The organism is Vibrio penaeicida (assembly GCF_030689305.1).
Lineage (GTDB): Bacteria > Pseudomonadota > Gammaproteobacteria > Enterobacterales > Vibrionaceae > Vibrio > Vibrio penaeicida_B.
On sequence record NZ_JAUYVM010000003.1, the window covers coordinates 157,755 to 177,798 of the forward strand.

General features: G+C 45.0%; 15 protein-coding genes. 8 read left to right on the forward strand and 7 right to left on the reverse strand.

Features of this window, described 5'->3' with window-relative positions:
• Positions 1-11 precede the first annotated feature (11 nt).
• The gene (locus tag Q8W40_RS06700; RefSeq protein ID WP_305396436.1) at positions 12-566 is read left to right on the forward strand and encodes a nucleotidyltransferase family protein; all 555 of its coding nucleotides are present in this window, start codon (positions 12-14) and stop codon (positions 564-566) included.
• Positions 567-572: 6 nt separating this feature from the next.
• Here the strand turns inward: Q8W40_RS06700 and Q8W40_RS06705 are convergent, their stop codons facing one another.
• Entirely contained in the window at positions 573-1,598 is a 1,026-nt protein-coding gene (locus tag Q8W40_RS06705) for an AraC family transcriptional regulator (RefSeq protein WP_305396679.1), read from the reverse strand.
• 125 nt (positions 1,599-1,723) lie between these two features.
• Between Q8W40_RS06705 and Q8W40_RS06710 the strand changes: the two genes are divergently transcribed.
• On the forward strand, positions 1,724-2,443 hold the full coding sequence (locus Q8W40_RS06710) for an AraC family transcriptional regulator (RefSeq protein ID WP_305396437.1): 720 nt from the start codon (positions 1,724-1,726) through the stop codon (positions 2,441-2,443).
• Between the two features lie 12 nt (positions 2,444-2,455).
• Here the strand turns inward: Q8W40_RS06710 and Q8W40_RS06715 are convergent, their stop codons facing one another.
• Complete coding sequence (locus Q8W40_RS06715) at positions 2,456-3,358, reverse strand: DMT family transporter (protein WP_305396438.1); 903 nt, start codon at positions 3,356-3,358, stop codon at positions 2,456-2,458.
• A gap of 244 nt (positions 3,359-3,602) precedes the next feature.
• On the opposite strand from Q8W40_RS06715, the gene Q8W40_RS06720 reads away from it, so the two are divergent.
• Together Q8W40_RS06720 and Q8W40_RS06725 are read left to right on the forward strand one after the other, a co-directional pair.
• Positions 3,603-4,631 carry a DUF2804 domain-containing protein gene (locus Q8W40_RS06720; protein WP_305396439.1) on the forward strand — a complete coding sequence of 343 codons (1,029 nt, stop codon included), beginning with the start codon at positions 3,603-3,605 and terminating at the stop codon, positions 4,629-4,631.
• Positions 4,632-4,653: 22 nt separating this feature from the next.
• Complete coding sequence (locus Q8W40_RS06725; protein ID WP_305396440.1) at positions 4,654-5,541, forward strand: sterol desaturase family protein; 888 nt, start codon at positions 4,654-4,656, stop codon at positions 5,539-5,541.
• Positions 5,542-5,601: 60 nt separating this feature from the next.
• On the opposite strand, the gene cysS is transcribed toward Q8W40_RS06725, so the two are convergent.
• On the reverse strand, positions 5,602-6,981 hold the full coding sequence (cysS, locus tag Q8W40_RS06730) for a cysteine--tRNA ligase (protein WP_305396441.1): 1,380 nt from the start codon (positions 6,979-6,981) through the stop codon (positions 5,602-5,604).
• A 388-nt stretch (positions 6,982-7,369) separates the two neighbouring features.
• On the opposite strand from cysS, the gene Q8W40_RS06735 reads away from it, so the two are divergent.
• Positions 7,370-8,185, forward strand: coding sequence for an arylamine N-acetyltransferase family protein (locus Q8W40_RS06735; protein ID WP_305396442.1), 816 nt, complete (start codon positions 7,370-7,372; stop codon positions 8,183-8,185).
• 96 nt (positions 8,186-8,281) lie between these two features.
• Here the strand turns inward: Q8W40_RS06735 and Q8W40_RS06740 are convergent, their stop codons facing one another.
• The 3 genes from Q8W40_RS06740 to yegD form a co-directional block, all read right to left on the reverse strand.
• Positions 8,282-9,961 carry a PKD domain-containing protein gene (locus Q8W40_RS06740; RefSeq protein ID WP_305396443.1) on the reverse strand — a complete coding sequence of 560 codons (1,680 nt, stop codon included), beginning with the start codon at positions 9,959-9,961 and terminating at the stop codon, positions 8,282-8,284.
• Between the two features lie 365 nt (positions 9,962-10,326).
• Positions 10,327-12,135: a S8 family peptidase gene (locus tag Q8W40_RS06745; RefSeq protein ID WP_305396444.1), complete on the reverse strand. Its 1,809-nt coding sequence runs from the start codon at positions 12,133-12,135 to the stop codon at positions 10,327-10,329.
• A 725-nt stretch (positions 12,136-12,860) separates the two neighbouring features.
• Positions 12,861-14,231 (reverse strand): molecular chaperone, encoded by a 1,371-nt coding sequence (gene yegD, locus Q8W40_RS06750; RefSeq protein ID WP_305396445.1) that lies wholly within the window; start codon positions 14,229-14,231, stop codon positions 12,861-12,863.
• 541 nt (positions 14,232-14,772) lie between these two features.
• Here yegD and Q8W40_RS06755 point away from each other — a divergent pair.
• From Q8W40_RS06755 to Q8W40_RS06765, 3 genes are all read left to right on the forward strand, one after another.
• Entirely contained in the window at positions 14,773-16,092 is a 1,320-nt protein-coding gene (locus Q8W40_RS06755; protein WP_305396446.1) for a hypothetical protein, read from the forward strand.
• 288 nt (positions 16,093-16,380) lie between these two features.
• On the forward strand, positions 16,381-17,754 hold the full coding sequence (locus Q8W40_RS06760) for an MATE family efflux transporter (RefSeq protein WP_305396447.1): 1,374 nt from the start codon (positions 16,381-16,383) through the stop codon (positions 17,752-17,754).
• Complete coding sequence (locus Q8W40_RS06765) at positions 17,744-18,754, forward strand: AraC family transcriptional regulator (RefSeq protein WP_305396448.1); 1,011 nt, start codon at positions 17,744-17,746, stop codon at positions 18,752-18,754. The genes Q8W40_RS06760 and Q8W40_RS06765 overlap by 11 nt, the downstream gene beginning before the upstream one ends.
• A 3-nt stretch (positions 18,755-18,757) precedes the next feature.
• Here Q8W40_RS06765 and Q8W40_RS06770 read toward each other — a convergent pair whose 3' ends face one another.
• On the reverse strand, positions 18,758-20,041 hold the full coding sequence (locus Q8W40_RS06770) for a patatin-like phospholipase family protein (protein WP_305396449.1): 1,284 nt from the start codon (positions 20,039-20,041) through the stop codon (positions 18,758-18,760).
• Positions 20,042-20,044: the final 3 nt, after the last annotated feature.

Below are 20,044 nucleotides of genomic sequence, written 5' to 3' on the forward strand. Positions count from 1 at the left end.
TGGATCATCGTATGGAAGAACGTCTAAAAGGTCTTATTGAATCCGTACCGGAGCTAATGGAAACTGCAATGGTATGCCGTGATTTAGGGTTGCCGAATTTTTACATTGCAGGCGGTGCTATAACTCAAATTATCTGGAACAGTCTTTTAGGGCGTAAGCTTTTAGATAACGTGAAAGATTTTGATATTGTTTATTTCGATTCGGAAGAAAGGCTTAGTGAACAAGCGTACGAAGATGCCGCTCGTATAAAGCTCAATCATGACGTAAAAATAGACATCAAAAATCAAGCGAATGTGCACCGTTGGTACCCTCAAAAATTCGGTACTGTCATTCCACCATACACGCGGGTCGAACAAGGCATCGATTCATGGCTGTCTGCATTTTCGATCGGCTTTACCTTAGATAAATCTGATCAGGTTTCTATCTATTCTACGGAGGGATTGAGCGATGCGTTTAATATGCTAGTGAAGCCGAATAAAGTAGCAATGACCGAAGCGAGTTACCTCAAAATGACCAAAAGCTTTAAAAAGCGGTGGTCGACTATAACTGTTGAACCTTGGGTATAATAGGTATTATTTTCTTAAAGCTTGCGGCGGTCTTCCTGTCCAGCTTTTAAAGCCTCGTCTGAAATTACTGGCGTCGCTGTAGCCTAGTCGATGGGCGATTTCATCAACGGATAATTCGGTATGAACCAAATACTCTTTCGCTAATTCACAGCGAACTTGGTTCAATAACACTTGGAAACTAGTGCCGACTTTTGTTAACTCTCTACGAAGCGTTCTTGATGAACAACCAAAGTGAGTTGCGATTGTTTCTATTGAGGGAAAGCTACCAGCACTTTGGTACAGCATTGTTTTGATTTGGTTGGTGAGTAAGTGAGGCGATTCCAGTGTATTAATGATGGCGTCACACGATTTCAGACATGCCTTAAGCGTGTCAGAATGGTGCGATTTTAAAGGGTGTTGCAAGATACTTGCGTCAAATCGAAGCTCACAATGTGTGCTGTTGAAGTGTGTTTGGCAACGGAAACGGTCGCGATATTGGTATTCATAGGCAGGCGCAGCATAGGGTAAGTACAATTCAGTAATCTCAAGCTGATCTTTGGTCATTTCCTCAAACAACGAGACAATGGCGCTGAGAAAATACTCCGTACAAAATGGCAGTAATTCACCAATGTCTAACGTATTTTTGATGCAAATGGCGGCAATCTCACCTTCAATCGTCACTTTTACAGCAAAAACAGGCCCATTCAATCTTAAGTATTTGAAGCCCGTTCTGACGGCCTCCTCAACTGATTGGCTGCATAAGATGGCGTAGCCCAGAACACCAAAGTGGCTAAACTTCGCGAATTCTCCCAGAGTTAAGCCGAGCCCGTCATTAGCCAGCATCTGATTCACTTTGCCAAACAATACTAATTTATCTGAGTAGGTAATTTGGCATTGCGGATTCTGCCAATCCAGTGTTTCCAACCCAGTACTTTTCAAAAGTTGAGCCGTGTTAATACCGCGTTCGTTCAGCACATTGAGCAACAAGGCAACATCCAGTGTGCCCAGTTGGTAGCGATGATCGGTTGGAAGGTATTCAGCAATAACGGTCATTGGGGTCGCGCTTTCTTGAGTTATCCGAAGCTTGAGTATTGGATACTCACAAATATCGGAGTATTCATACTGGCTCGTTTGGGTATAGACTAAGTCCATCAACCCATAATGTATAGTCGAACGTATTGCGCAGAAAAATCACCATCCGAACCTATACTCGCTCCTCGCAAGGGCACAGCCATACCTATTATCAAGTATTGATTCCGACGCGTGGATTCATTGATTTAAAAATGGATGGTGAGCCACTGAACCTATCTTACGGTGATTGTTTGGTGATTCCACCAGGTTGTTACCATGAATTTCAGGCGCGGGAAGATTTTCGGTTTTTGGTGGTTGATGTAGCCGACCTGCCTGAAGCCTTAGTAGGGCTAAACAATGCGGTTATCCCATTGAATGAGGCGGCTAATAACTACGTTCAGTTTATTGAAAAGCAGTTGGATTCCGACTTTAGCATTGAGGTTGAAAATCAAATTCTTGCGTTGTTATTCGAACTGCTATCCGTGCAAGATCTGAACAGCAAAATCGATCTCCGAATCAAAAAAGCGGTGCAATTCATTAATCAAGATATCGCTAAGAATCACACCATAAAAGAACTGGCAAACATTGCTTGTTTAAGCCAAACACAGTTCAAGCATTTATTCCTTAAACACATCAAACTCACGCCACTGAAATACTTAGCCAAAGTCCGTATGGAACGAGCCCGAATTTTGCTTAATAACACCGACTTGCCGATTAACCAAGTGTCTGAAAAGGTCGGCTTTGCTTGCCCATCTTCCTTCACCCGTAGCTTTTCTGCGTACTATTCCCTTTCTCCTAAACGTTATCGAGCTCAAATAACGGAATAATGGGTGTTCGGCTCACACCCCAGATTCGCTCACTTTTACCTGTCGTGTGTTTCGTTTGCGATAAAGCACAATGGATATCGCCACTATACCCATTCCACAGAGGGTAAATAAACTGAGTGTTTCCCCAAACAAAATAAAGTTAAACAGATACGCGAGCAAAGGAATGGCGTAGAACAAGACACTCACTCTGTCGGCGTTTTCACATTTGATCATATAGAGCAGTAAAAACAGTGCCCCAACAGAAACAACAATACTCATCCAAAGCAGGGATACGATGAATCCGGTACTCCAGGTTATCTGCCAGCCCGTGGAGAGAGCGACTACGATGAAGATAGGCATTGAGAACAAGTTTTGGTAAAGCATAGCTTGCGCAGGATTGGTATGAATGTGCGCTTGTTTGATGGTGCCATATGTAATAGAAATGAGGGCCAGCGCCGCAAATACAATACCGATACCAGAAACGGATTCGATACTTTTCGCACCCAAAATCGCAATACACAATCCAATGAACCCCAATACTAATAAGCTGGTTTTAATGGTATCGAGTGGCTGCCTACTCAAAAAAGGGGTAAGCATGGGTTGCAACCCAAGCACTAGGGTAACAAGTGCTGGTGACATGCCTGAACCAATAGCGAGAATGTAGAAAGTGATATAAAACACCTGCAGCATTAAACCGACAATCGCAATGTTTTTGAGTTCACTCAAACTTGGACGAGTAAACACCAATTTGCCTCGGTTCGCCATAACGCTCAAGATGAGAAGTAGACAAGTAAAAGAGACCATCGAGCGAGCGGCTAGGAAGCTCCATTCCGAAGAATATTGCAGCCCCACCTTCACCATAACGGCTCCGCTGCTCCACATTAGCAGAAATAGAATGGGCGCTAAGGCACTGAGTGATAAATGAGTACGCTTCATGGTTTAGTTCGCTTGGGTCTCTTCGTTGGCTTTCAATATATCGCCTTTTCAACACTCGAAATTTTCCCAAAAGACGGTTTTTTGTTGCGTGAAGACGAAGCTTCCAAAGAATGAATGTGTTCGATCTAGGAGTGGAATGGGCGAAAAATGTGAGTTAATTAACCAATGTGTCCGTAATTGACCTCCTATAAAGACGCGTTTCCCGCCAAACTGTTAACAGTATGTAAACTATGCTGGTTTAAAAATGATCGTAACGCGCCTTGCACCTGAAACACTTATTGCCGCCAATGGCCAGCCTCAATATGGGCAGTTTGATGGTATGCCTAAGCAGCTCGCCATTGAAGAGTTTGATTACCGCAACACCATGGATGGAAAAGCATCGTCGTTATGGCGGTATTTCCACTATAAGCAGTTTCAGTTTGTCAGTGTGATTACCGATCGTTACGTTATTGGTGTCGCGATTGCAGATATCCGATACTTGGCGTCGGCTTTTTGCTATGTCTACGACATCGAGAAAAACGAACTGATAGAAAACAATTGGTTACGTCCTTTAAATTGGGACAACGCAACAGCGCCATCGCCTTATACCAGCTTCGCTCATATTGCTTCTAAGCAGATACAGTTCCACCTTTTTGAAGGCGGATGGCAGGTAAGGTTGAACACCAAAAACGTCAAAGCCGATTTAGCCTTGTTTGCACCCAGTGGAAGCTTACCCTTGGCGATGTGTACGCCTACGGGTTACACCGGCTGGACATATACCCAAAAACACAACGCTCTATCTGTGCAGGGATTACTGGAGATTGGCGGCGAGCCAGTTCCGTTAGATTCTGCTTTGGCAGGGTACGACTTTTCAGCTGGGTATATGAGGCGCGAAACCAGTTGGCGCTGGGCGAGTATCAATACTTTTTTGGGCGATACCACATTAGGTTTAAACCTTGCGGCAGGGGTTAATGAAACGGGAAGCTGCGAAAATGTGTTGTGGCTAAACGGTGAGAGGCACTTCCTTTCGAATGTGCATTTTGAGTTCGACCGCGATAGTTCTCATCAAGACAACATCGACCAACATTGGCGAATTTTATCTGAAGATGGCTGTGTGGATTTGGTTTTTAAACCCTTAAACAAACGCAGCGAAAAGTTGAATCTTTGGCTACTAAAAAGCAATTTCAGGCAGTTTGTTGGGCAATTTTCTGGATCTATTAAAGATAATCACGGGCAAGTGCATCATCTCGATGAGGTACTTGGATTAACAGAAGACCATTTCGCGCGCTGGTAGGCTCGAATATAAGGACGAACTTATGGACATAGACACCCTTATTCACCATCCAGAATGGTTGCTTATCGTTTTAGCGCCTTTGTTTATTGTCTGTATTTTGGCGGAATATTTCATCGGTCAGAAAAAAGGAAAGTTACCAGACAATGCGACCTATAAACTTCCGGAAGTCGCCTGCAATTTTGCCCTTGCAGGGATGCACCAGTTCGCCGATTTGCTTACCGGGTTAATGGTAGCCCAGCTTTACTTGTGGCTGTTTGGTTGGCGTTTACTGGATATTGAAATGGGCTTAGCAAGCTTTCTGGTATTAGCGGTATTGCAGGACTTTTGTTATTACTGGTTTCACCGAGCCAGCCACCGAATTAGATGGATGTGGGCGGCGCATGTGGCGCACCACAGTTCGGAACGGATGAATTTCAGCACGGCTTTTCGCCAAAGCTTTATGTACCCTTTAGCTGGAATGTGGGTATTTTGGCTACCATTAGTGATCATCGGGTTTGATCCTAAGTGGGTGGTGTTTGTGGTGCTGTTAAACTTAGGCTTGCAGTTCTTTGTTCATACACAATGGGTACGTACGCTCGGCATCATTGAGTATGTATTTAATACGCCATCGCATCACCGTGTGCATCACGGCAAAAACCCACAATATATTGATAAAAACTACGCGGGTGTGTTGATCGTCTGGGATAAGCTGTTCGGCACTTTTGAGCCTGAAGTTGAAACGGTGCGCTATGGTATTTCTAAACCCGTAAACAGCTTCAATCCGCTGGTGGTGACGTTTCATGAATGGCGAGAAATGTTTAAAGAAGCCAGTCAAAAAGACCTGACGCTACAGCAACGTTTTAAAGCGTTATTTTCTCCGCCGAGCGATACGGCTATCGCGTCGGCAAAGAAAGCAGAGTCAAAGAAATAACGAGCAGATCATTGGCTCGCATGAGCCTAGGTGATCGAGCTGTTCATCCCACAATTTAGGCTATTTCGGATCTTGCTTGGTTACGGTTGATTGTTGCCCTGTATCTTTCACTTGATATCCCTGCGCCAAGATCTGATTTCGAATGGCGTCTGCCTCTTCATATTTCCCCTGTTTTTTAAGTGCGGTGCGCTTTTCTGCCAGCTCTAGAATGTTATTGGGTATGGCGACTTCTTCCACTTTGTTAATATCAATGCCGAAGATTTGGTCGAAATACATCAATGTGGCTTTCTTGTTTTCCGGTGCGATTTGGCTATCTAACACTTCCCAGACGCGAGCCAACGCTTTCGGCATATTGAGGTCACGGTTGATGTGTTCAAGAAATGCGTTTTTAAATGATTCATCGACGTGACCACCCTCAGGCAAAACGGCGACTTTTGTTCTCAATCGATTGAGGGCTTTTTGCGCGCCTTTCAAACTGTCCCAAGTGAAGCTTAAATGGCTACGATAGTGGCTAGTGAGCGCCAAATATCGATAAGCCAATGGATCAAATCCTTGCTCTAGCAAGCTGTCTAAACGCAAAGATTTTCCTGATTTGGAAATCTTCTCGTTGTCTATTTTTAGAAAGTAACCGTGTAGCCAGAAGTTGGCTTGAACGTGGCCATTTTTCGCTTGGCATTGGGCAATTTCATTGGTGTGATGGACAGGAATATGATCTTCACCGCCAATATGAATATCGAAAACCTCACCCAAATATTTCTCTGCCATCGCAGAGCATTCAATGTGCCAACCCGGAAAGCCTCTTCCCCATGGGCTTTCCCATTCCATTTGTCTTTGTTTGTTTCCGCTGAACTTCCAAAGCGCAAAATCGGTAGGTCGCTTCTTTTCTCCCATATCCACTCGGATACCCGCTTCTAAACCTTGTTTATCAAGCTTTGCCAGCTTGCCGTAATCAGGCAACTTGTTTGTATCGAAATAGACACCATCGCTAGTTTGATAGGTGAATCCTTTTTCTTCCAGAGATTGAATAAACGCTATTTGCTCTTGGATGTGCTCGGTTGCGCGGCAAGTAGTGGAAGGGGCAAGAATGTTCAACCGTTTAAAATCTTGAAAGAAGGCTTCTTCGAAATAGGTCGCAATGTCCCAAGCAGACTTTTGTTGTTTGCGAGCGCCTTTCTCCATTTTATCTTCACCTGTGTCGCCATCGGATACCAAGTGACCAACGTCGGTAATATTCATGACGTGGTGAACATCGTACCCATTGATTTGAAGCACACGGCGCAGCACATCCACAAATAAATACGTGCGTAAGTTACCTACGTGAGCGTAGTCGTAAACCGTAGGGCCACATGCGTACAGCCCAACTTTTTTTTGCTCGATACTGGTAAAAGGCATGAGCTCCCTGTTCATAGTGTTAAACAATTCCAGTGTTGGCTGAGCCATAATTCAATCCTTGTGTTGGAAAAAACCAAATAGATAAACAAATGCAAAAAGGCCGTAGATGGAATCATCTACGGCCTTGGAATTCGTATGAGTCTTTCTTTATGGTAACTAGTTTTGGTGATAACCAGTTTTTAGTGGTGACTCGGTGGTAAATACACGAAAGCGGCCGTAGATGAAAGATCTACAGCAACAACAAGATTGGTGAGCAATCGCGAATATCGAAGTCATGTTTTTAAACTAATCGAGATGATAGGGAATTGCAATGGTTAGGGGCGAGATGTTCGGATTGCTTGTTCAGGTTGCTTAGGTATTTGGTATTTAGGTATTGACCTCTACTTAAGTTGAGGTTTTAAGGTACAGTTTTTTTAAAATCAACAATAGAGTTTACATGCTGACAGAAACACAAAAAAATCAATATTTAAGAAGGCTAGGTATTGATCCTATGTCGATGCAGGCTGGCGAGTATTCAGACAAAAGCTCATTGCTCAACGTGCTCCACTATGCTCATCTACATAAAGTCCCGTTTGAAAATTTAGACGTTGTATACGGTAGAAAAATTGAGTTGTCTAAAGAGGCGGTTTTTCGCAAGTTAATCGAAAACGAACGGGGTGGTTTTTGCTATGAACTGAATTTCGGATTCTACCTTCTGCTTTCCTCTCTGGGGTTTTCAGTACAGCTTCTTTCCGCGAGAGTTTACGGAGAGAAGGAGGATGGGGAGAAGGGATATGGGCAGGAGTTTGATCACTTAATGTTGCTGGTGGATCTTGAGGGGGAGGGAGTCATCGCCGATGTCGGTTTTGGCGACAGCTTTCTTTACCCTGTGCCATTAAATGGTGGTGTTCATGCTGAAGAAGGTGCTCAATTTCGAGTGAAAGAAGAACAAGGCGATTTGTATCTGTTGAGTAGCGACGACAATAAAACATGGCAGCCACAATACTGTTTTACTCTAACACCAAGAAAGTTAGCCGATTTTTCTGAAATGGCGAGCTATCACGAAACGTCTCCAAAATCGTCGTTTACTCAAAAGTCCGTCTGTACTATTGCAACCCCAAATGGGCGAGTAACATTAAGTGACCGCAAATTGATCACCACAGAGAGTGGGGTAAAGTCTGAATACCGTGTTCTCAATACGCTAGAGCACGCAAAATTATTGAAGAAACATTTTAATGTGGTGTTTCCTGCGAGTTTTTCTGTCGAAGAATGAGTGGATAGAAATGACCCATTCTTAGCGTGAAAAAGTATTAGCGTGAAAAAGCCGGAGTATATGCTCCGGCTTTGATTGGAATGGCGTTATAAAGTGTTATTTACAAGTACCTAGATTTGCCCAAACTTCCCACGGACCTGAGTTTTGTGCTGGGTTTGCGCCTTTCGTCCACCATGCTGCTTGGTATTTCACACCGCCGTGCTGAACGGAATCGCCTGTTAGGTATACCGTTTTGTCATCCCAAACTGGTAAGCCAGCACACATACCGCCACCTGTTGAATCTTTTTTCACAGTAATGCTTTGGGTGTATGCATCTGATAATTTTGCATCGTCGGTGACAACGAGTTGCACTGTGTAAGTACCGTCGGCTAAGTAAGTATGTGAAGGCTTAGCGGAGCTAGAGTGGCTGCCGTTACCAAAGTCCCAGCTGTAGCTCAGTTGCGCACCTTCGTGATCAAACGACTTAGAACCATCAAAAGTACAAGCGAGTTTGTTACAGCTGTATGTGAAATCGGCAACTGGAGGGCGATTCACATCAATAATGTCGATGTAGCTGTCAGGTACACCAGCTGGGAAGTGAGAAGACACTTTCGGCCAGATCTTGCTGATGTGTGCGCCTTTGTTGTAGCAACCACCAAGGTGGTGCAGTGCGATAACACTGTTGCTTTTAGCGGCTAGAACAGGAGAGCCAGAAGAGCCGCCTTCAGTATCACACAAGTAGCCAGCATCGGTGTTGGTGCCACGGCCATTCACAACAGGGCGGTCGACCTGACAAACGCCAGCGGTGTTGGAATCGGTTTCGATACCTAGCTCTTTTTTACGCCCACCTGGATGTTGTGGAATGAAAATACGCTCGGACAAGGAAGGGATACGAGGGTCTAAACCTAAGTGACCAAATTGCGTGATTTTAGCGAAATCTTTCACATTAAAGAGGGTGTAGTCGAGCGTGTAGTCAGTAGAAAGAAGCTGATTTGCTTGCACTTTTACGGTTTTAGCATTTGCGCCACCACAGCTCGCTTGCTGGTAGTTAAACCAAACTTCGGTTGATGCTGCTTCTGCTGCAGATTCAACACAGTGGTTGTTGGTCATCATTAAGTTATCAGGGCCAACACGCCACGCTGTACATAGGCTGCGTCCGCCAATCAGCAATCGAGCGACAGGGCGCGACAGTGCGTATTCTGTTGGGTGAGATGTTTCGTAGCACACTGCGGCTTTTTTCTGGTCAGTACCACAGATAGATTCGGTGCCATCTGGGTTTAAGTTAATGATGGAATCGATTTCGGCTTGTGTTTTACCTTTTTGGTATTGGTCTATCACAACATTGAAGGTGCTGTTTGGATCTTTCGCTTCGCCGATGACCTTAACATGTACCGTGTCACCTTGAATCGAAATAGCCGAGAAGCGGTTCACACCATCATCTCCGGCATTTGAATCGTAGGTTTTCGAAGTATTTAAGCCCGGTCCATAGTGCAGTACTTCACTTCTGTCTGGTGAAGAAAGCTCTATCGCCATGCCCTCTGGTACTTGAAACTGCGAGAAGTGCACTTTAATGAAGCTCGCATTTGGAGAGTAGAGTAAGCTCGCACTCTCTTCATTGACTTGTGTGGCAGATAAAGACAATTGTGCCACCACATCTTCCGAGATGGTTGGCAAAACATCTGGGATTTGGTCGTTTGCCGCGAAGCTTGAAGTCGCGGTTGCAATACCTACTGCCAAAGCGCTGACGGCAATAAGTTGTGATTTTTTCTTCTTAATTTGTGTAATTGTATGGTTCATTTTTAATTCCATTTTATGCATCTGTAAATTTCAACCTCGCTGACGTTTCTATCCAAGCGCAAAGTCCGTAAGTGATAAAATCGCCCTTTTTCTTCGAGGCACTAAAAATCTAGTTGGAATTTATAATTTCGCTTTAAATGAACGTAAAAAATTCAAGTAGTTTTAAGAAGTTATGAGAATAGTTCGGATTAAATGAAATTAATAAATCTCACATTTAGTGATTTAGTGACTGTGTTCCAAAATGTGGATACTGAGGTCGCAGCTCGAAGAAGTGAGCGGTGGATGAACTGAAAGTGGGAGCACTGCGTGTGGGCATAAAAAAGCCCGGCATTAATGCCGGGCAAATGGATTGAGATCCATGATTTTTATGGAGTCCACGTAACTGTCAAATCGACGTTTGAGTAAGACTGGTAGCCGTTTAAGGCGATGTACCACTTTCCAGCGGTTGGATTATTGATAACACAAGACTCTGTGTTGCCATTTATCCAAGGTGCGCAGTCGTTATTGAATGTCGATGGTTGGCTACCGAACTTAACGTATAAGTCGGCATCGCCAGTCCCGCCAGCAATGCTAATGGTGAGCTTGCTCATACCTGCGGGAATATCAATATTGTAATGGTCCCAACTTCCTTGTACGCCAGATAGGTTGCTTGCTTGAGCGTTGCCACCTTGGCCTGGTGTTGGATCCGGATCTGGTGTTCCACCGCCACCAGCCAATTGGAGAGCGCGGTCAACAGCGGCATTGGCATCCAGCATACCTGCGCCACATCCACCATTGTTACAAGAACCAGGGAAAGGACGTGCTGAATCTTTAATAATGGATTCAACTTGATCAGGCGTTGCTGCTGGGAAGGCTTGTTTAACTAAAGCCGCAACACCCGCAACATGAGGGGTCGCCATTGACGTACCATTCATGTTTGTTGAAGACGGACCTTGAGGTGTCGCTGTACCCGAATCGACCGTAGACAATATGCTCACGCCGGGTGCCATAATATCGACCTCAGAACCATAGTTACTGAAGTTAGCTTGGTTGCCAGATGTGTCGGATGCACCGACAGTGATAATGCCTTGGCAATTTGCTGGAGTGACGTTTTGAGTGTTGATTCTATCGTTACCTGCTGCCACAACAATCACCGCGCCATTATTTCTCGCCGCGTTTATCGCATTTTGGTAGGTGTAACCACAGCTGCCTCCACCACCAAGGCTTAAGTTAATCACTTGTGCTGGATTAGGGTTGTTAACGTTACCTGCCCCCGCCGCCCAGATAATGCCATCTGAAATATCGGAAACGGAGCCACCACAACGGCCGAGTACACGAGCTGACGTGAGCTTCGCATCAAACGCGACCCCAACACCGTACTGACCATTTCCTTCAACAGCACCCACTGTACCAAGCACATGAGTACCGTGCCATGTTGAATTTCGTGCAGGGATAGGGTTACCGTATTGGTCGTTTCCACACTCCCCATAAGCACTGCGGTCACCTGCGTCGATGCCGTTAGAATCTCGACCGTCGCCATCACGGGATGTCCAAGAATTACTGATGAAGTCGTAGTGTGATACTAAGTTTGGCGTGAGATCTGGGTGATTGGTGTAACCCGTATCGACCACACTTACCGTCACGCCCTGACCTGTGGCTTTGTTCCATGCCTGATCCGCGCGGATACCGACATTAGGGTTGCTGTAATGCCACTGGCTTGAATATTGAGGGTCGCTAGGTGTATAGAATGGTTTTGCCCAGCCATCCAGCTCGACACTTTCTACATTCGGATCAGCGTTTAATTTACTGATTATCGCTTCCAACCCATCGGCGTTGGTGCGGCTGTCAATTTTCACAACGTGATGATCGTCAAGCAGCATCGCACGTTTGTATCGAACTTCGTTGCCTAATTCATTCGTAATATTGTTAGACAAACTGCGGATGGAGTCCGATTGCTGCGCTTTAACAATTGATGCCATAAACCCACTTTGGGCTTGACCAGACGACTTATATTTAACGATCAGTTGTACTTTATTAGACGGAATATCCTGTAGCGCACGCGAAAGTGCGTGGTAGGAATTTTGTGGTTGAGCCAGCGATGATGAAGCGTCTGCTGCCATTGCGCTCGATGCTGTTGCTCCTGCAAGTAATAAGGCGGAAACCACTGCCGTTAATTTGAAGTTAGAACGTTTCACTTCTTTTCTCCGTGACTATTTTGGGCGCGCATATCCAGAGATACCAATTTATTTATGCTCCTGCTATACAGGTGGGGCTAAGCCTACTGTCATTCGGCAATCCTCACACAAGCATTAAAGCGCTTAAGTGGCGTATCTGATTAAAAACGCTAAAGATTGAGCAACACATCCCTGATTCGCTAAACCTATATATGACGACGTATTCCGTTTGTCGCCTATCTACCCAAATAACACTCGATGAAACTAACATCTTGAGAGTTATTGGGCTTATTTGTACTCATAACAACGTTAGTCATGTCGCTCCCCTGAAGCTTTCTTCATGACCATCGAGTACATGTAATGCATGCCCAAAACATTAAGATATAAAAAATCCTGTTTATAGAATCCTATCGAATATATGGAATCATGTATTGATAACCTCATGTACATTCATGAAATGAATTTTGTCGTGTCATTACGAATTTGTTTGAGATGAAATTTCTTGCATAGCAACATTAATCGGGGTTTGTGTTGTGAAATATGGTGAATACGCCAGATTGGTAGAGAAATTAACTGTGTTTTGGGGAAAGTGTCAGGGCTAAGACAGGTAGGTTGGTTGAATGGTGAGATCTCGTTTTGTACAAAATATGAGCGTTGCTGGTAAAAAAACACAGCCATACGAGCTGTGCTTTAAATAGTCTTTTCAAAAGTTACGTTGCTATCAGCGCTTCAGTAAGCGGTGCGTGTTACCGAAAGCAGGTATTTGCCCAATGAGTTAACCCTGCTGTTACCGAGCCGAAGAAGTTGCCGCTAACGATTGGTATGTTAGGTAACTGAGCCTCGATTGCAGCGCGTAATATTGGAGAGCGAGCACTACCGCCGGTTAGATAAATGGCATCTGGATTTTTCCCACCTAAGCGGACGGCTTCGGCGACCAAATCAATCATTTTTTCTTGGGGAGTCGAGACAGCCTCCGCCATCTGGGCTTGTGAAACATCGACTTCCAACATTTCAGAAATCAAATTTAACTGAGTTGTAAACAGCGATGCATCGGACAGTGCAATTTTGGCTTGCTCCGCCTGACGAATAATACTGTACCCGAGTGTTTCCATGTAAACCTGCAACAAGCGTTCGATTTTGTTTGGCTCTAGGGCATCTTTTCTTAATTGCCTGAGTACTTTGTGATTCTCTCGACCATAAAAGTCACGCTGCGCTTCAACATTATTGATGGCGACGGGGTTCCAAAACTGATTTAAAGGGATGTCGATGCCCGCGTGGGTTTTCGAACCTTTACCAAATGCAGGCATAAGTTGTTTGAACGCAAGGTATATATCGAAATCATTCCCTCCAACTCGTTGGCCACTGTGCGCTAATAAACTGGCAGTGCGGTCGGTTTGATGTGCCCAACTTGGTCCCATTTCTATCAACGAACAGTCGGTGGTACCACCGCCGATATCAACCACCAAAACGGTTTTGTTTTCGCTCAAGGTGTTTTCGTAGTCGAGCCCTGCGGCTACCGGTTCAAATTGGAATTCGATGTTGCGAAAGCCTGCGCGTGTTGCCGCGTTACGTAATATAGCTTCGGCTTGCTGGTTCGACTCTTCACCGCCACGACCATGGAAGTTGATTGGTCGACCAATTACCGCATCATTTATCACTTGATCGATATGTTGCTCGGCATTGTTTTTTATATTAACCATCATCGAACAAACCAAATCTTCAAAAAAACGGATCTGGACTTCGTGCAAACCACTGGCACCCAAGAAGGATTTTGGAGATTTTACGTAATAGACCTCTCTAGGGTCTTCGAGGTACAAATCCAACGCCGCTTGACCAAATAAAATGTCATCTGCCAGTACTTCGATGTCTTCTTCGCGGTTAAAAGCAATGGAGCGCCTGAGCACTTGTTCGCCAACGGAATCACTTGGCGAGATCCCGTGATGACGAAACAACGCCTCAGAAACGGCTTCCCGTGTAGGAGCACAAAGGGTAGAAGGAATAAAGTTGCTGTTATTCTCTAACGGGATTAATACGGGTTTGTCTTTCTCTGATGTCGCATCTTTTACCATGGATGCTACCGAGCAATTTGCGGTTCCATAATCAAAACCAATATACATGTCATCTCCCGTATTTGAGTGAAAAAGGTCGGCGATTCTACAGTAAATAAAAGACTGAATAAATATTTAAATATACCCAAGTGACTTCAAAATGCAGGATTCATCTTGAGGTTACGTGGGTATAGACCCAATGACTTAATTGAAGAGGGAATTATTACTGTGCAGCGTATTGTGATCTTTATACAAAATAGGAGGCTAAAATAAATTTCAGAGATTTTGAGGTTTGTTTAAAAGTTTGACTGGAGATCAATGAAAGGGAACATTCCCATTGACGGAAAAAATGAAAATCAATAGGTTTCTCCGTGCCATCGAAACTTCGAAAAGCCAGTGTTTATAAGGGATGCAGTCCGATATGAGCTGGTTGAATAGTCGGAGTCGGTGTTTTTGTTTTTGGAATCATTTTTTAACCGTATTCCATTGTCTGTTGTTTGAATTTTTATTTTCTTAAGCATTTATTCACTTCAGATACGCATTTTGTATACGTCATGCGAATTTACGCAGAACTTCTGACGTTCAAATAAAAATAATACCGGAGAACACAATGAAAACCTTGAATCTCTCTAAACTGTCGCTTGCAGTAGTATTTACTCTGTCCTCGGCGTCAGCTCTAGCCCAATCGCCATCCTTTACCGAGGGGCTAGAAGGACGTGTTATGTCCTACTCGGAGTTTGTTGATAATAAATCAAACCAAAAAATGTTGATGACATTTGCCGAACACTCTCAAGCAGGCTCCATCACATTTAACATTGACCACACCTGTGGTTATGTTTTGGGTACGCTAAACCTGAATGATCCTACTAGCATTTTTGGTGGTGGGATGAATATTAAACTCAATAAATTTGGCAGCACCCATCGATGCAGCACAGAAGAGTTTGATGATCTTCGAACGTTGGTAACGGCAGACAACATCAACAGCATAAGGCTGTTCACCACGCAAACGAGCCTGTCTTCTAAAGTCACTGGTGCAACGTTGTCATTTAGTGACGTTACAAAAGAAGTAGAAGCACAACGCGCTCGACAAGCGGTGCTCGATACTTACTGGGTAAGAGGAAATGACTCTGCATCCGGCAGCCAATCCGATGAGAAGCCTTCTGTGGACCTTTACTTGGAGCGAGTTCAACAAGCGGCAACAGACTTCCCATATTTTGTGGTTCACAATCACGCATTACGTATCTTTGAAAGCGATAAAACAGACACCGGAATTGCAGCAGAAACTTATGTAGGCGGTATATTTGGCGGTTTCAATATCACAAATGGTATGAGCAGCGAGTCGATAGTTGGAAATCAAGGAACGACATTTGGGTTTGACCACACACACGCAAATGGCTACGACTTAACTCAAGGGTCTATTAAGTTTGGTCAGTTTCATTGGTTGGAGCGGATACATTTGGATTGGCCTGCGAAGTTGAGCTCTAAAAATCGTTTTCAAGTTAATGGCGATTCGCTAACGCTGTCTTCCGATATTTCTGAGGAAACCATTAAGTATGATCGTTTGGTTAAATCCGCCAAAATTGAAGATCTTAAAAATACAGAGTGGGTGGGGAACATCGCAAGCGAGAATGTGACGGCGAAGTTTGCGAGCCACTCGCTGGAAGAGATGCTCGTGAGTTTTGAAGGGATTGGTTCTAGAGCTTTAGTTAAATTGAGCGCAAACGACAGCGGTTCATTTAGCAAAGCACAAGTTGTGGGTGCAACCCACCAACATGCTTTGGTATCAACGCTGAGCAACGCATTACCGGAAGTAAAGTCGGTTGTTTTGGATTACTCTGACGCGAATAGCCGTAAGCTTCATATCATTACAGAAAGTGAAATATTCTCGCTAACAGAGAAACGCGCGGCGATTGCTATCACTTTTAATTAAGATCGCTTTTTAGATTAATACTACCCCCCGATAGCCCGGCCGAATCAACGGTTGGGCTTTTTTGTTTTTCTAGTTTTGATTCTTTCAGCGTGTTTATCCAAAGCTGAGTATATGTGGATAACATTTGTAACATCAGTTGCATTCACGCTCTACAACCTCAAGATGCTAACTCCGATACCCACAGTTTTAAGCTACATAATCTGGCAATCGAATCATCGCAAGAATTGAAAATTCTTTTAGTCAGTTAACACCTAGAATGGCGACCAAGCTTAATAAAAAGGAATCAACATGTCCGCAAGGAACACCAGTAAAGAAGCATCGACTCAACAATTAGCGAATACGCCCATTTTCCCTCTGTTTATGCAAACTGCCATTCCCATTTGTATCGGGATGTTGGTGATTGGCTTGTACAATTTGGTGGATGGTATTTTCATTGCGCGATGGGTAGGGGCTGATGCGATTGGCGCGGTTTCGATGGTGTTTCCAATGCAAATGCTGATCGCCTCCGTGGGTGCGATGATTTCCTCGGGCACGGCAGCGATACTTACGCGGCTTATCGGAGAAGGGAAACTGTCGGATGCAGGAAACGTGGCTGGGAACGCCGTTTTTCTTACTGCTACCCTTAGCGTGATTTTTTTTGTTATCGGGTGGCAGCACCTAGACGCTGTGCTTGAATTCCTTGCCGTTTCACCCGCCTTTTATGATCAAGCATTCCAGTACGCGCAACCCATTGTTCTTACGGCTATCGTAGCGATGATGCTCCCCGTTTTTGGCGATGTATTCCGTGCCGAAGGTAAAGCGCCGATCATGATGCTATTAATGCTGACCTCTTCCGTTTTGAATATTGTGTTGGACTACCTGTTTATCGTCGTCATGAATTGGGGGGTATCTGGTGCGGCTTGGGCAACGGTACTCTCTCAAGCTGTTTCCCTGAGCATAGGGATCTACATGTATTTAAAAGGAAAAACCTTGGTTCGCTTTTCCTTTCAATTCAATGTTCGGCTTTGGGGTTCTATTGCCGCTTTAGGCGTACCTGTGTTGGTCGCTCAAATGGGGATGGCGATTCAAACGGGCTTGGTGAATTTTCAATTTACCGAAATAGCATCTAAAGATTGGATCAGCGCTTACGGCATTTTGGGAAGGCTGTCGATTTTCATTATCCTGCCTATGATAGCGATGCTGATTTCGTTTCAAACCATATGTGGCTTTAACCTTGGTGCGAAGGCGATAGACCGAGTTCAGCAAAGTATTAAAGTTGCACTTACGGCAATGGTTGCGTATTCCAGTTTCGTCACGCTCCTATTGATTACTGTGCCTGAGTGGTTGATGGGCGTGTTTACAACGGAACAGGAATTGATTTCTTACGGGAAAATTATCATATTTGCCACCATTTGGGGCTTACCATTGGCTGGAATCAACATGCTGGCGACAGGGTTCTATCAAGCAAAAGGCAACGCCAAGCTGGCAACGATGTACAGCCTGTTGCGTGTTGTGTTTATTATGAGTCCATTGCTGTTTATTTTGCCGTACTTTTTTGATTTGGAAGGGGTATTCTTGGCGATTGTAGCAAGTGATGTTCTGGCAGCAGGTATTACGTTAGTGCTGTGTTTTAAAGAGTACAAAAAACTTTCTGAACCGGAGTTGAGTTACGTTGACGTTTAGTGTGAACTCCCTGTCAGCCAGCAGTTGGCAGGTTTATAGTGAAAGGCTCGAGCCCGTTCTAGCCTATATTCATCAGCATTTGGATAAGCCACTGACGCTTGAGAAAGCGGCAGAGCTGAGCCACTTTTCCAAATATCATTTTCAGCGAATCTTTAGCGCGATTATTGGTGAAAGCTTATCTCAATACAGCAATCGATTAAGGCTTGAGAAAGCAGCAAACGCGTTGCTTTTTCACGAATCATTGTCGATTACTGATATCGCCATGCAATTTGGTTTTTCCAGCAGTGCGAATTTCTCTCGCTCATTTAAAGATCATTTTGGTATCTCGCCCTACGGTGTAAAGAGTGGTAAGCCCAAATCGTTGAATGGCGTAAAAACCCCGCTTAAGCAGCCAATCGATACGGCTATTTTGCAACACATTCATACGTTGCGAGCCGAAGCCAAAGTTTGTCCACCTAGTGAAGCGATTACCCCCGACAGGATATTTGAATCGCCAGACACTGAGCTTTGTATTTTGAGGTCAGAAGAAGGCTATTTATTGCCAAGTATATTCCAGTGCTGGAATACGTTGATTGATTGGGGGCTAGAGAACGACATAGGGGCCATGGATCAGGTTCGGCTTGCAATGTGCCACGACAATTTGCTTTTTACCCCCAGAGAAAAGTGCCGATATGATGCGGCACTTATGATCACGCCAGAGCAGCGAAGTAAAATCCACGAACCATTCGAACTGGGCAAGTTAAGTTCAGGTCGGTATGCGGCTTTCAGGTATCAGGGCAAACCAGACAATGCTGCGAAATTTCAGATCAGCTTGTACGCGAAATGGTTGCCGTATAGCGGATACGAGCCTGATATCGCCCCCCTCATTGAGCGCTATGATAGACCGATCTCTTCATTGGATAAGGACGGTAAGCCAGAGTGGATTGACTTGGAAGTGTGGATCAAAATAAAACCGCTCAGAACGTTGAACGAACTGAGCGGTGGTTGTTGTAGCGACTAGATATTAAGGCGATTGACTAAAATACGCGTCGACGGAACGTTCGGCCTCGGCGATTGGTGTCGCGCTTTTACTCGCGGGTGGGGCAAACTCTGTTGTCGCTAAATCGTAGGTGTAGAGATCAATGGATTGATCCCGCTCATCCTGATTTCGAATTTGTCCCTCTTCAGACGGGTAAAGCACCGTACCGAGTACATCCCCCAAGTGGCTTAGCAGTACATCAAACGTGCCTTGTTGCGGTGTGGCACTGCGCCTGCGTTGCGATGGCGGGTAACCATCCGTCAGTCGCAAACCCAAAACGTTCGCGTTTAACGGCTTAAGGTTCGGGTGCTGTGCCGATACCGAAGGCGATAGAAAATCAAACGCATGAAGGGGGAAGTTGTTTAACACCCCACCGTCCATCCACATTCCATGATAGTCATCTGCTCTTTGGTTGTATTGCCCTGTAGGCACATTCGCTTCCACGTGAACCGGTTTAAACAACACCGGTAAATTCATCGAAATTCCCACGGCTTCTGCAACGGGGAAATCTGGGGTTTGCCGCTTAGAAAATACCGATGGTCGGTGCTTGGTAATGTTAGAACCGGTGATCACTAAATCGACGCCCGTGAGGTCAAAGAACTCACGAAAGTTAAGTTCCGAACCGTTTACGGCGTAGATAAGCGGCGCTTGCCCTTGCGGAGTTCGCCGGTTAACCAACCTTTGCCACAAAGTGCCATAGAGCGCACTTTGCAAGAAGTTTCGGGCTGCCACTCCCGGAAACATGCCTCGGTCGAACAATATGTTAAACAAGTAGTGTTCGGGGTGAGCAATTAACCTACGCACAATGGGATCGGATGTGGAGCCAAATGCCCCATTCCTCGCCAGATTACCGACTGCGCTCGCCAACATCGACAAGCCACGAATGCTTTGGCTTTGCTGGCGAATATGATCGATAGGTCGAACCCCATTTGGCGCGCTGGTGTGCAAATCGGGGCGATTGTTCCGATCTACCGAGCGAGACAGCCCAATGCTTGGCCCATCAAAAAAGCCAGTAAAGGTACTGGAATTATTAAGCACCTGTTGCAGCTGGGTGGAGTTATAGCCCATCGCTAAAAACATGGCGGTGATGGCGCCGGCCGAAGCTCCACTGATACCCCGAATCTGGTTTTGCCCGGGCGTATCAATGTTGATAGGTAGAACACCGTGCCGCTCCAAGGCGCGAATGGCACCGAGGTAAGTCACCCCTTTGCCTCCGCCACCTTCTAGCGCGAGATAGTGTACATCCGCTGGATTAGAGATTCGTGCCATGGC